This is a genomic window from Gammaproteobacteria bacterium, assembly GCA_029862005.1.
In the GTDB taxonomy this organism is placed as follows: Bacteria; Pseudomonadota; Gammaproteobacteria.
The window spans coordinates 168,249-182,115 of sequence record JAOTYD010000001.1; the positions used below are offsets into that span (position 1 = coordinate 168,249).

10 protein-coding genes are annotated in these 13,867 nt (G+C 54.4%); 5 read left to right on the plus strand and 5 right to left on the minus strand.

Annotated elements, in window-relative coordinates; translation table 11 throughout:
* Positions 1-42 precede the first annotated feature (42 nt).
* Entirely contained in the window at positions 43-2,037 is a 1,995-nt protein-coding gene (locus OES20_00850) for an ASKHA domain-containing protein (protein MDH3633228.1), read from the plus strand.
* On the opposite strand, the gene OES20_00855 is transcribed toward OES20_00850, so the two are convergent.
* Together OES20_00855 and OES20_00860 are read right to left on the minus strand one after the other, a co-directional pair.
* Positions 2,034-3,041, minus strand: coding sequence for a GlxA family transcriptional regulator (locus OES20_00855; protein ID MDH3633229.1), 1,008 nt, complete (start codon positions 3,039-3,041; stop codon positions 2,034-2,036). The genes OES20_00850 and OES20_00855 overlap by 4 nt on opposite strands.
* 361 nt (positions 3,042-3,402) lie before the next feature.
* Positions 3,403-4,968: a trimethylamine methyltransferase family protein gene (locus OES20_00860; protein MDH3633230.1), complete on the minus strand. Its 1,566-nt coding sequence runs from the start codon at positions 4,966-4,968 to the stop codon at positions 3,403-3,405.
* Positions 4,969-5,209: 241 nt separating this feature from the next.
* Between OES20_00860 and OES20_00865 the strand changes: the two genes are divergently transcribed.
* Together OES20_00865 and OES20_00870 are read left to right on the plus strand one after the other, a co-directional pair.
* The gene (locus OES20_00865; GenBank protein ID MDH3633231.1) at positions 5,210-6,142 is read left to right on the plus strand and encodes a GlxA family transcriptional regulator; all 933 of its coding nucleotides are present in this window, start codon (positions 5,210-5,212) and stop codon (positions 6,140-6,142) included.
* 10 nt (positions 6,143-6,152) lie between these two features.
* Positions 6,153-7,400, plus strand: coding sequence for an FAD-binding oxidoreductase (locus tag OES20_00870; GenBank protein MDH3633232.1), 1,248 nt, complete (start codon positions 6,153-6,155; stop codon positions 7,398-7,400).
* Here OES20_00870 and OES20_00875 read toward each other — a convergent pair.
* Positions 7,397-8,311 (minus strand): cupin domain-containing protein, encoded by a 915-nt coding sequence (locus tag OES20_00875; GenBank protein ID MDH3633233.1) that lies wholly within the window; start codon positions 8,309-8,311, stop codon positions 7,397-7,399. The two genes, OES20_00870 and OES20_00875, sit on opposite strands and share 4 nt — an antisense overlap.
* Positions 8,312-8,386: 75 nt before the next feature.
* Positions 8,387-10,021 carry a choline dehydrogenase gene (locus tag OES20_00880; GenBank protein MDH3633234.1) on the minus strand — a complete coding sequence of 545 codons (1,635 nt, stop codon included), beginning with the start codon at positions 10,019-10,021 and terminating at the stop codon, positions 8,387-8,389.
* A 122-nt stretch (positions 10,022-10,143) separates the two neighbouring features.
* Here OES20_00880 and OES20_00885 point away from each other — a divergent pair, with 122 nt between their 5' ends.
* Together OES20_00885 and OES20_00890 are read left to right on the plus strand one after the other, a co-directional pair.
* Positions 10,144-11,283, plus strand: a complete 1,140-nt coding sequence (locus OES20_00885; protein MDH3633235.1) for a PatB family C-S lyase — start codon at positions 10,144-10,146, stop codon at positions 11,281-11,283.
* Positions 11,284-11,455: 172 nt separating this feature from the next.
* On the plus strand, positions 11,456-12,799 hold the full coding sequence (locus OES20_00890; GenBank protein ID MDH3633236.1) for an FAD-binding oxidoreductase: 1,344 nt from the start codon (positions 11,456-11,458) through the stop codon (positions 12,797-12,799).
* Between the two features lie 26 nt (positions 12,800-12,825).
* Here OES20_00890 and arsB read toward each other — a convergent pair whose 3' ends face one another.
* Positions 12,826-13,842 carry an ACR3 family arsenite efflux transporter gene (arsB, locus tag OES20_00895; protein ID MDH3633237.1) on the minus strand — a complete coding sequence of 339 codons (1,017 nt, stop codon included), beginning with the start codon at positions 13,840-13,842 and terminating at the stop codon, positions 12,826-12,828.
* Positions 13,843-13,867 lie beyond the last annotated feature (25 nt).

Here is a 13,867-nt window from a genome sequence, read left to right on the forward strand (position 1 = left end):
CCGGGTTACATTACCTTGGAAGAAGAAGCCAGTGTTCTGTTCATGCCCTCGGGTCTGCGTGGCCAGGTGCCAATCGGGACCACGGTACTCCAGGCAGCCCAACGCCTGGGTGTTGATCTAGAATCAATTTGCGGCGGCCAGGGTAAGTGCCGCAAGTGCCAGGTGTTACCTCAGGAAGGTGAATTTTCGAAACACGGTATTGTTTCGCGCGCCGAGCATCTTTCCGGCCTCACCGAGACCGAGCTTCATCACCAATCCAGGAAACGCCTTAAAAACGGTCGGCGCCTCGGATGTAATGCCCGTATTCTCGGTGACCTGGTGGTCGACGTCCCCGAAGAAAGCCAGCAGCACAAGCAGCATATCGCCAAGGCAGTTACCGCCTACGATATCCAGGTCTTGCCGGCTGTACGTTTGTACACCGTGACCTTGCCAGAGCCTGACATGCATTCCCCGATTTCCGATAAACGACGCCTGCAGCAGGCCCTGGTGAAAGAACATGAATTACCCGTCATGGATTGCGAACTGTCGCAACTGCGATTGCTGCAGCCCGCGCTCGCAAAAGCCGGCCGTAAGATTACCGTGGCGGTATACCAGTTCCAGCAGATAATTGGTGTCTGGCCGGGTGAAAAAAAGGAAATATTCGGGCTGGCGGTAGATCTCGGTTCGACCACAATCGCGGCGCAGCTCTGTGACTTGTATACGGGCGAAGTGGTTGCCACGGCAGACACGATGAATCCGCAAATCCGCTTCGGCGAGGATTTAATGAGTCGCGTCTCTTACGTAATGATGAATGAGGGCGGTGACACCGCGATGACGCAGGTGGTTCGGGAAGCCTTTAACCAGCTTGCCAGGCGTGCTGCCAAGTCGGCCGGCGTACAGCCCGAGGATATCCTGGACATGACCGTGGTTGCGAATCCAATCATGCACCACCTGTTTCTGGGTATCGATCCGACGCCGTTGGGCACCGCACCCTTCACGCTGACGACCGATCAAACCCAAGTATTGCGTGCCGCCGAACTCGATATTCAGCTGCATCCGGAAACGCGCATATGCACTTTACCCTGTATTGCCGGCCACATCGGTGCCGACACTGCCGGGGTCATCCTGTCGGAACGACCAGACCTGGCCGAGGAAAACGTGTTGCTGGTTGATGTCGGCACCAATGCCGAAATCGTGCTCGGAAATCGCCATCGCCTGCTGGCGGCATCCAGCCCGACGGGTCCTGCCTTCGAAGGTGCCCAGATAACGTCCGGGCAGCGTGCGGCTCCTGGTGCGATCGAGCGTGTCCGCATTGATCCGGGGACACTGGAACCGAGTTTTCGAGTGATCGGATGCGATGCCTGGTCCAACGAACCTGACTTCATGGACAAGAGTGCACGGGCCGGGGTTAGTGGTATTTGCGGATCCGGCATTATTGAAGTGGTTGCGGAAATGTTCCTCGCCGGCGTCATAGATCAGGACGGCGTGATTGGACCTGTCCCGGGTAAAAACAGCGAGCGCATTGTTAAAGATGGCCGCACCTATTCATACCTGCTGCAGGATGGCGAGCGTCCGATACGCATTACCCAGAATGACGTGCGTGCGATTCAGCTTGCCAAGGCAGCGCTGCATGCCGGGACCCGCTTGTTAATCGACCACATGGGCATCGATAAGGTCGATCGCATCGGCCTGGCCGGTGCCTTTGGCAGCCATATTGATGTCAAGTACGCGATGGTGCTGGGATTGATACCGGACTGCGATCTCGACAATGTCGGGTCGGTGGGTAACGCGGCGGGTACCGGTGCGCGAATCGCGTTATTGAATTTCCCATCACGTATTGAAATCGGTGAAATTCTGCCCAAGGTGGAAAAAATCGAAACCGCGATAGAGCCCAAATTCCAGGAGTATTTTATTGACGCGATGGCACTGCCGCACAAAACCGATGCTTACGAGGAACTCTCGAAGGTCGTAAAACTGCCCGCGCCCAAAGCCAAGGCTGAAGGTAGCCCGGGCGACGAACGCAAGCGCCGCTCCCGTCGTCGTCGCGATCGCAATTAGCTCGCGAGGTCGGCTTCCTCGGCGGCGGATTTCTGCTGTAGTTTGCGACGCTCATCGCGTGGTGGTATACCGAACAGGTCCCGATAACATTTACTGAAATGTGGCGCAGAAATGAATCCGCAGGCAAGCGCAATGTCGACAATCGATTTGCTGGTTTGCAGCAGTAACAGGCGCGCGCGGTTGAGGCGTAGGTTCAGGTAATATCGCGTCGGAACGCAGTTCAGATGCTTTTGAAACAGGCGTTCGAGCTGGCGCCTCGAAATTCCGACGTAGTTGGAGAGCTCGTCGAGACTGATCGGTTCTTCGATGTTGGCTTCCATTAAAGTCACGGCCTCGGTGAGCTTGGGTTGATTCGAACCCAGTGCCAGGTGCAGGGGTATGCGCTGGCGATCGTCCGAATTGCGGATACGTTCACACATGAATTGTTCCGATATGTGGGTAACCAGTTTATTGCCATGACGGTCCTGGATCAGTTTCAGCATCATGTCCATCGAGGCTTGCCCGCCCGCGCAAGTAATTCGATCCCGATCAATCAGGAACAGATCATCGCTAACGTTAACCTCGGGAAATTCCTCGCGCAGGCTGGCGATGTTTTCCCAGTGAATGGTACATTTGTAGCCGTCCAGTAAACCGGCACGGGCCAGCAGGTAGCTGCCGGTGCAGAGGGCGCCGATGACGATATTGTTGCGCTTGGCGATTCGGCGCAGCGCAAACTGCAGTTGCTTGGACCAGGCATCGACGATGTCGGCGCCGCCGCAAACAAACAAAATGGACATCTCGCCGGCATTTTCGATGCTGTCGTCGGGAGTTATTTCCAGTCCGTTACTGGCCTTTTCCGGTAAACCGTCAATGGTGTAAACGCTCCAGCAATAGAGTTCCTTGCCGGCATCGCGATTGGCCATACGCAACGGTTCGATGGCCGAGGTAAACGCAATCATCGAGTAATTTGGGACTTGTAAAAAACCGAAGTGCTCGGGTTTTGATGCGGTTTTTTCGTCAGTCATAGGGTTGATTGTAGCGGAGCGCGTCTCGAATTTGATCACAAAGTGATCAATCGCCAAAATACTAGCCCCTAATTTCCCCCATTGCACGTCATTTTTACAGCAGACTTTGAGCCCGTCGAGGTGCCTCATCGTATGGTAAGTCTCTCCGAATATAGCTCGCAAAAGTGTAGCGCGGCAGGGATGCCGCGCTCCAAGCGATTCCATGGATGGACCAACCGGCGCTTGCGCCGGTTGGGAGCGTCTTTTGCGAGCTATATCCAGAGAGGGCGTTCGTATAGTTTAAACGCGACGAGCGACCTGGATTTAATGCTCAGTCAAGAAACCGATCACATGTGCAGATTTGTTTCGAGGGGATGGTAAGTTAGACCATGGAGTCGGGCATCGAATCTTTGCGCTGCTTGATGTAGGCCAGCAGGGCTTCGTCGATATCGGGATCGAGAGGCGGTGCCTCGTACTCGTTGAGCAGTTTCTTGAAGCGCTTGTTGCAACGCTGTGCATGATCGAGACTACCCTCGGATTCCCATTGCTCGAAACTATTATTGTCGGTAATCGGTGATCGGTAGAACGCGGTTTTGAAATTATTCTGTGTGTGATTGCATCCCAGGAAATGTACGCCGGGACCGACTTCGCGAATCGCATCCATGGCCTGGCCGTTCTCGGAGAGATCGACACCTCCCAGCAGGATTTCCATCATCGCCGCCTGATCCGCGTCCATGATGAATTTTTCATAACCCATCGCGAGACCACCCTCCATCCAGCCCGCGGTATGCAATACAAAGTTAACGCCGGCCATCACCGCGGGGTAAAGTGTGGCGGCAGCCTCGTAGGCCGCCTGTGCATCGGGTAGCTTGGAACCGCAGAGCCCGCCACCGGAACGGAATGGTACGCCGAGTCTGCGCGCCAGGGCCGCCATGACATAAAGTACCAGCGCGGGTTCCGGAGTACCAAAGGTCGGGGCACCCGACTGCATCGACATTGAACTCGCGAAGCTGCCGAAAATAACTGGCGCACCGGGATTAACCAGCTGTACGAAAGTAATACCGGCGAGTGCCTCGGCGAGAGACTGGGCCGCGGTGCCGGCTACGGTTACCGGTGACATCGCACCGGCAAGGATAAACGGCGTGATGATCGTGGCCTGGTTGTTTTCGGCATATACCTTGGCGGCACCCAGCATGGTATCGTCGAAGGTCATTGGCGAGTTTGCGTTGATCAGGCTGGTTGCGTAGGTGCGCGGGCGTCCGGTTTCGGGATCGATATAATTTTCACCGGCAATGATTTTGATCATTTCGACGGTATCAACCGCACGTTCGGGCGCGGTTACCGAGCCCATAAATGCCTTGTCGGAATACTTGATATGCGAGTAAACCATATCCAGGTGGCGTTTGTTGACCGGAACATCGACCGGCTCGCAAATGGTGCCACCGGAGTGATGAAGGCTTGGTGACAGGTAGGTCAGCTTGACGAAGTTTTGAAAATCCTCGAGGTTCGCGTAACGACGACCCTTGTCCAGGTCAAATACGAACGGGCTACCGTAGGCGGGAACAAAAACAGTATTTTTACCGCCAATCCGAACGCTGCGTGCCGGATTGCGCGCGTGTTGCGTGTATTCAGCCGGCGCCGAAGCCTGGATAATGGAGCGGCACAGGCCGCGGGGAAAACGAACCGTGACACCATCGACTTCGGCACCGCCTTGTTTCAGGATTTCGAGTACCTCGGGCATATCCCGAAACTCGATGCCGACTTCCTCGAGAATGGTGTCGGCGTTGTTTTCGATAACTTGCAACCCTTCCTCGTCGAGCACCTCGAAAACGGGGATCTTGCGTTTTATGTATGGCGCACTGACGCTTTCGGTCGTGACACCAGCCCGTCGCGCGTCACGCCCGCCGCGTCCGCGTCGATTCCTGGATGCCCGTCTTGCTTCGCTCATGGTTGGTTCCTCGTAATCCTGTCGAAGGAATTGCGAAATAAACAATCAAGTATGGTTTTTGACCATTTTAAGGGCTGATCTAAGCGCGACCCTGAACTGTTTGCCAGCGCCATATCGGTTTTTGGGAGGGCAGTGTTAGCAGTTGTGGATGCAGCTAATATCGCTAGAATGAGGTTCGAATCCAGAGAAATCAACGGAGGTTGCGGTTATCAGCGATGATCCCGAAATAATCGGTATCCTTTTGATCGAGGGTTACCCGATCATTCCTTTCAGCTGCGTGGTCGATGCTTTGCGTGCGGCCAATCGTTTATCGGGCAAGAAACTTTATCAATGTGAGTACTACGCACCCGATGCCGAACCGGTATCTGCATCCTGTGGTATTACCGTGCCTACCCGGGCACTCGCTGATGTAAAAAATTTGAAAACCCTGATCATTGTCGCACCCAACACCGCACAACATTTTGACGACGCCAATACGATTAAACTGTTGAAGACGATGGATCGGCAGAAAGTGAACCTGGGTTCGGCAAGCTCAGGCAGCTTCATCCTCGCGCGCGCCGGCCTGCTCGATGGATGTCGTTGCACAATACACTGGGAAAACATTCCGGTTTTCAAGGAACTGTACCCCCAGCTCGATGTTAGCTTCACACTTTACGAAATTGCCGAGCGCCGCTTCACTTGTTCCGGGGGTATCGCGGCACTCGATATGACGCTCAAGTTGATTGAAAATCAGTACGGGCGGAAACTCGCCCAGCAGATTTCACAGCAGTTTCAACACGACCGTATCCGTACCGAGATCGATTCGCAGCAAATGGCAGATCGCATGGACCTGGCAATGAATGCGCCGAAACTTATCGATGTTATCAACCTGATGGAAAATAATATTGAAGTGCCGCTGCCGCTGCCTGCAATTGCCGCAAAGTGTAAGCTTTCGCTGCGCCAGATAGAACGCCTGTTTCACAAGTACCGTAATGTAACGCCGAGCCAGTATTATCTGTCGTTGCGCTTGATGCATGCCAAGCAGCTTTTACTCAATACCAATCATAGCGTGATCGATATTTCGCTAGCCACAGGATTTGAAACCCAGTCCTATTTCACTGCTTGCTACCGCAAGCATTTCGGGAGTTCACCGCGTAACCATCGGTCACAGGTGGCTACCGAAATAAAAGATTAGTCACACTGAAATGACCCAGCCCGTCCTAGTACTAGGTGCCGGTATTGTCGGAATCAGCTGTGCGCTCGAGTTGCAGCGGCGCGGTTACCGCGTAACACTCATCGACCGCCGGGGCCCCGGGGAGGAAACATCTTCGGGCAATGCAGGTATTTTAAGTTACAGCAATATCACACCACTGGCTGATCCTTCGCTACTGCCGCGGTTACATCGACTGATCCTGAATCTTGATGCCGATTTTTTGATGCACTATCCCCATCTGATCTCACTGTTTCCGTGGTTGCTGAGATTCGTTTTACGCTGTCGACGGAAAACCTTTTTACACGATGGAGATGCAATGGCCGCTTTGACCCTGGCATCGATAGATCTGCATAAACAATGGATTGCAGAGGCGAATGCACAGGATTTGCTAAATCAGGTCGGCGGCCTGAAACTATATCGACATCAAGTGACTTTTCTGCGCGATGAGTTAGAGCGTGAGTTACTGGAACGTTGTGCGGTAAAGCATACATTACTCAACGCTGATGAGGTCTACGCGCTAGAGCCGTATCTGAAACCTGTTTTCGCACGCGGTGTTTTGATCGATGAATCGGTTTCGATTCGCAATCCCGAGAAACTTTGCAAGGCTTATGCACAAATGTTTGTCGCAGCGGGCGGGCAGATCAGGCGCGCCAATATTCAAACGCTGCGTCAACAGCCCAAGGGCTGGGAGCTGACCAACGACCAGGGTATTGAAACTGTTACCCGGCTGGTTGTCTGTATGGGTGCGTGGACTCCCGAACTGATCGGTCAGCTCGGTTACTCTAATCCACTCGCAATTGAACGCGGATACCACACGGTTTTTGCAGCGGCAGGATCGGCCAGCTTATCCCGCCCAATCTTCGATGTTGATGCGAGCTATGTCATGGCACCGATGGATATGGGTTTTCGGGTCACAACCGGAACCAATCTGACGCGACGTGAAACAGCACCAGACCCGCGCCAGGTCGCGCTGGTTATTCCACGAGTGCGCGAGGCCTTTCCGGTGGGTGACGTCATCATGCGGGATCCGTGGATGGGAAGACGCCCGACGGTACCCGATACCCTGCCGCTGATCGGACCGGCGCCGCATCATGAAAACCTGTGGCTTGCATTCGGGCATTCACACATGGGACTGACGATGGGTCCGGTCACGGGACAGTTAATTGCCAACTTTATCGACGGATGCGATCAACCGATTTCGCCACGAGCCTGTGATCCGGCACGATACCTCCAGGGCTAGTTGAACTTGCTCAAACTTCTGATCGCCGAAGAGCGTCCGAGCATCTGCCGAAACTTCCCGATATCCTCGCGCTTGTAGGCTGTGGCTTCCTCCAGTGCTGCCTGAAATTCTTCGGATTTCAGGATTGAAACATATCGATCCACGACGCGCGAGGCGGGTTCATAAGGTAATTCGCAGGCATGTCTGTACTGGTTAGTCGCTTCACCTGCGATATCCGCGGTCGTTGGGGTATTGTCAACCAGGTCGAATGACATGTGCAGGCTGAAAGGGGCACTCGTTATGCAGCGATGTGGCACACCTGCGCGAAGATAAAGCGCATCGCCCGGTCGCATCGGAATTTCCTGCATCACGGGCCCTAGTTGTTGATCGTTCAGGTCCTGTATCTCGGCATAGCGCCGCTGCTGCGGTTGAAACAATTGCCAGTTCTTTTTACCGGCGAGCTGAACCACGAGAACATCGTCGGCATCGCAGTGACCCTCGTAGGCTTCATTATCCTGCTGTGAAAAAAACACCTCGGCAGTGGTCAGCACACAGGGCAGGGAATTATCGAGCCGGGCGGCAAAATCGTTGATGTTAGAATCGAGCACATCGATCCCTTCAAGTACAACCGCTGCACCTTTGTTGATTTCGTTATTCAGCAGTTCCTTGTCCATGAAATACAATTTCCTGCTCTGCACGGTTTTGTAAAAACAACTCTTTTCCAGTTCCACGCGAATCCCGTCAAGCTTGACGTGTACCCACTCGGGTTTTAGCAATGGATTGTTCAGATGGCGTTGCAGGTCTTCCACTTTAAAAAAACTGGGATTGTTAATAACCCCGGAACGATGAGTGAAGGCTTCGGGCAGGTTATTGCGTTGTTGCAGGTAAAAATCGAGCAATGCCTGAAGTTCTTTATGTAGCTTTTGTTTCATACTGTAAATCTCGCCAGTTTCTAATCACCGATTTGAGGGCTCATCCCGAATTTTGACACCGACAGCCTTGTTTTGCTATTTCTGAAAATGAAAACTTGCCTGTTCGGGCTCCAGTGACTTCTTGCCGAGAATAAAATCCGCGGCACGGGCCGCGATCATTTGTATAGGCGCGTTGAGATTACCGCTGACTATATCGGGCATCACCGAGGCGTCTACCACGCGCAATCCTTCGATGCCATGCACCTTCATCTCCCGATCAACGACAGAATTGTTATCGTCGCCCATGCGACAGCTGCAACTGGGATGAAAATCAGTGGATGCCGTTGCCCGAATCCAGTTCTCGATGTCGGAATGAGACCTGGCCTTGGCGTGGGGCTCTGTGCGTTCACCGCGAAAAGCAATGAATGCGGATTGGGAAATCAGTTCATTAATCTTGTGATAGCCCTCGACCAGTTCACGCAGGTCAGATTCCTCGCCCAGGTAGTTGAAATTTACCGCTGGCTTGTCAGCCGGATTAGCCGAATGCAGCGAAATATGACCCCTGCTGGCCGGCCTTAGCTGGTCGGCTTGCAGCGTGAATCCCTGCGAAAGCCTGATTTTTCGGCCTTCGTAGGTCGCCGCGATCGGTGCAAAATGATATTGCAGGTTTGGATAGTCGACGTCCTGATTGCCTCGAATCAGGCCCCCGGCCTCCCAGATGTTGGAGGCGCCGAAGCCATCTTGAGTCCTAAGCCAACGTAAACCAATCTTGAGCTTGTTCCAGGGACGGGCGACGTGTTGATAAGTGATCGGCCGTGTACATCTCCAGGTGCAGTGAATCTTGAGGTGGTCCTGCAGGTTTTGACCCACCCCCGGCATTACTTGCCGGATTACAATATCGTGTCTCTTTAACTCTTCTGCCGGACCCAGACCCGAAAGCATCAGCAGCTGGGGTGATTTTATCGCGCCGCAGGAAACGATGACTTCGCGGCTGGCACGAATAATCTGTATCTTGCCTCGATGCTGAAACTTGACACCGATAGCACGCTGCTTGTCGAGTAACACCTGATCAACCAGGGCGCATATGACGAGATCCAGATTGGGCCGTGAAAGTGCCGGCTTCAGATGAGCGACCGCGGCGCTGCAGCGACGACCATCGCGGATCGTGCTATCCAGACGCGCCAGTCCCTCCGGTTTATAACCATTGAGGTCGTCCGATTTACCCTGGCCCGAGGTCGAACCCGCTTCCAGGAAAGCGTCGAATAAAGGATTTTCCAGCTTGGCGGTTGATACGCTCAGCGGTCCACTGTCACCACGCCAGGCGCTGGCGCCGCGCTCCGAAGTTTCACCGGCTTTGAAATAAGGCAGGCAGTCGGCGTAGCTCCAGCCGGTCAATCCCAGCGTGTCATTCCAGCGGTCGTAATCTTTAGGATGGCCTCGCATGTAGACCATCGAGTTGATCGATGACGAACCGCCAAGCACTTTACCTCGCGGCAGCTCGACCTGGCGTTGTTGCAGATTCGCCTCGGGCTCAGTTTGGTAATTCCAGTTGATGCTGGGATCCTTGTATACGCTGCTCACGCCGGCTGGAATGTGGATCATTAGCTTGCGATCCATCGGACCGGCCTCGACGATTAACACCGAATACTCGCCACTCTCGCTCAAGCGATTAGCGAGCACACACCCAGCTGATCCCGCACCGAGGATGATGTAGTCATATTCGGGTTTCATGCGCAGAGCATCGCAACTGTTTTACTTGAGGTCAAACCAAATTGATCAATTTGCTTGGATGGCGGAGGGGCTTGTCATATGATCGAAGCGTTCTTAAAAATGCAGGGATAAACATGACTGAAGTGTTTGATTTCGATCGTGAAATCGATCGAAGCGGGAGTCATAGCGCCAAGTGGGAGAAATACCGCAACCGGGATATCCTGCCAATGTGGGTTGCGGACACCGATTTCGCGGTTGCTCCCGAAATTCAACAGGCCTTGCATAAAAGGGCGGATCACCCTGTTTTCGGATACACCGAGACACCTGCACACCTGATAGAGCTTCTCGTTGCGCGCATGCAGCGACTCTATAACTGGACGGTCGATCCCGAGTGGCTGGTGTCTTTGCCAGGTATTGTCGGCGCGCTCTACCTTGCCTGTCGGGCCAACGGTAAAGCCGGAGATCCGGTATACCTCCCTGCCGTCATCTATCCCCCGTTCGCCAAGGCCCCGGGCTTTAACGCCATGGTTAACCAGCCAATCCCGATGTGTCACCGCGAACAGCGCATGATCATCGACATGGACTGGCTTGAGCAGCAACCGCGTCGCCCCGGAGAATTATTGCTGTTTTGCAACCCCCAGAATCCCGGCGCCTCGGTCTACCGAAAGGAGGAACTGCAGCGGCTTGCGGACATCGTTGAACGACAGGCGTTAACCCTGGTGTCGGATGAAATACACTGCGACCTGATTCTCGACAGGGACAAATCGCATATTCCGATTGCCTCGCTCGGTCCGAGTATTGAGCAACACAGCATCACCCTGATGGCGCCGAGCAAGACCTTCAACCTCGCGGGTCTGGGTTGCGCTTTTGCGATTATTCCGAATCCGCGTCTGCGCCGGGGCATGAAGGTAAATCCGTACATCGTTCCGCACGTGAATTTGATGGGTCTCGCCGCAGCAGAAGCGGCTTACGAATTCGGCGACGAATGGAATCGGCAGCAATGTGAATACCTCGCCGCCAACCGGGATTACCTGATCGATGCGATCAACCGCATCCCCGGATTGCAGCTGGGTCCGATCGAGGCAACTTACCTGGCCTGGATCGATGTGTCGGCACTCGGATTGGAGGATCCGATGAAATTCTTCGAAAATGCCGGAGTTGGGATGTCGCCCGGTCGCGATTTTGGTGATGTGAACTACATGCGGCTTAATTTCGGTTGTCCACGGCAGCGCGTGGAGCAGGCCGTCGAACGCATTCGCAAGGCCGTCGAGGCGCTTGTCTAGAAGCGATCATTTTCCTGCTGCGGACTTGATTGGTCATGTCGTTATTGTCTTTTCCGAGGTCGTTCTAGTGCGGCGTTAAACGATCTAATTCGGATAACCTTTGATTAATTAAGCGGAGTACGGCAGCGGTGCTCTATTCGAGCTGGCAACAACAAATACAGCAGGTCAAGTAATGGCAATTCCGACACATGTTAAATATCTCATTATTGGGGCGGGCATCCACGGTCTTAGTACCGCCTATCACCTGGCACAGCAGTTAAGAGCCCAGGGTAAGGGCGACGGAAAGGATATCCTGGTTGTCGACAAGAGTGGTATTGCTGCTGGTGCTTCCGGCATCGCTTGCGGCGTGGTACGGAACAATTACTTTCAACCGGCAATGCGCGAATTGATGGCGCACAGCGTCAGCATCTGGGAAACCGATCCAGAAGGCTATAGCTACCACCCGGTGGGCTATATGCAAATCAGTCCGGAAAGTATGCATGCCGATGTGGCTACCATTGCGCAGCAGCAAAAGGATATCGGTTATGAGTCTGTCTTCATTGAGGGTGAAAAGGAATCGGCGGACTATATGAAGAACATGTTCCATGACTGGCAGGCCCAGGGTATCACCTCGGTACTGCACGAAAAGCGCGGCGGTTATGCCAACAACACCAGGGCGATCTATGCGCTGGCGACCAGGGCCGAGAACGAGGGCGTACGCATCTTGACCGGCTGTACCGTTACTGGTTTCAAGAGTGATTCGGCCGGTGGCGCGATCATGGCGGTCGCGACTGACAAGGGTGAAATAGGTTGCGACCAGGTTGTCATTGGCGCCGGACCCTGGGCCAAGACCGTCTGGGATATGCTCGAACTCCCAAAAGCAATCAGCATCAAGGGCGCGGACGGTCAAATGCACAACAATATACCGATGTGGATTTACTGGTCATTGCAGGAAGGCACGCTCGGCGTCGATCCCGAGCTGCAGAAAACCAACGATGGTCAGTTCCCGCCGGTTATCCATGTCGACAGCAACGCGCCGCTGTATTCGACGTACGATGGCAGCCTGATCACCGACAAGATGTGGGGCATCTATTACAAGCCTGATTTTCACTTCGGCGGCATCCAGGGTGGTGCTGCACCGTACGCGATTGATACCGACCCGGATGATGTCGCGGTCGATCCCTACGGCGTCGATTCCCCCGATTTCGTGGTTGGCGAAGACTTTGCCCACATGTGGGTTTCGGCGCTCGCGCATTGCCAGAAGCGTTTCGAGGGCAAGTTCGAGTTCTACAAGAATGAGCCTTCCGGTGGTATCGGTTCTTTCACCCCGGATAGTTTCCCGGTGTTCGATGTGTTCCGCGAAAACTGCTACCTGATCGCCGATTCCAATCACGGCTATAAGATGCTCGGCGTTGGCAAACTGGTAGCCGAAGAGCTGTGCGGTCAGAAAAGCAGGTTACTGGAACCGTTTCGCTTCTCGCGTTACGCTGAGGGCAGGTTGCACCCGGTATCGAGTAGCCCGTTTCCCTGGAGCTGACGGGTACAGAGGATAGCGGGCAGGATTCAGGCGAAATGCAGCCGGGTACGATTGGCGAAGGCCACCAGCGATAACATGACCGGCACTTCGACCAGCACGCCGACGACGGTGGCAAGCGCGGCGCCCGAGTTCAGGCCGAACAGGCTGATCGCAACCGCCACAGCGAGCTCGAAGAAATTTGAGGTACCGATCAGCGCGGCCGGCGCCGCGGTGTTAAATGGTACCCGCCACAGGTAAGCCCAGCCGTAGGCAACGGCGAAGATTGCGTAACTCTGGATCAATAGCGGGATTGCGATCAGCAGGATAACCATCGGCTTGTCGATGATGGTCTGCGCCTGGAATCCGAACAACAACACGACGGTAGCCAGTAGCCCCATGACCGAGAAGGGTTTGATCTTCGCGGTGAAATCCGCGATGTGCTCGTGGTTACCCGTATTATCCAGCATCTTGCGAGTCATGTATCCTGCCGCCAGGGGGATAACCACGTACAAGATTACCGATAGCAGCAGCGTCTCCCAGGGCACGACTATATCGGTCACGCCGAGTAGCAGGGCCGCGATCGGCGCGAACGCGAACACCATGATGATGTCGTTGATCGAAACCTGTACCAGCGTATAGTTAGCGTCCCCGCGCACCAGTTGGCTCCAGACAAACACCATCGCGGTGCAGGGGGCAACGCCCAGCAGGATCATGCCAGCGATGTATTCCCTGCCGGTTTGGGGATCGACCAGTCCGGCGAAGACATGCTCGAAGAACAGCACGCCGAGTGCGGCCATGGTAAAAGGCTTGATCAGCCAGTTGACCACCAGCGTGATACACAGTCCACGTGGTTTCTTGCCAACACCCTTGATCGACGCGAAATCGACATTCACCATCATCGGGTAAATCATGATCCAGATGAGCACCGCCACCACCAGGTTGACGCTGGCGTACTCGATACCGGCAACCAGTTGAAAAAGTTGCGGTAGCGCAACGCCACAGGCCACACCGGCCGCGATGCAAAGTGCCACCCAGACTGACAGGTAACGTTCGAAGATGCCCATTATTTTTTGGCCGTAAGTCGTGTCG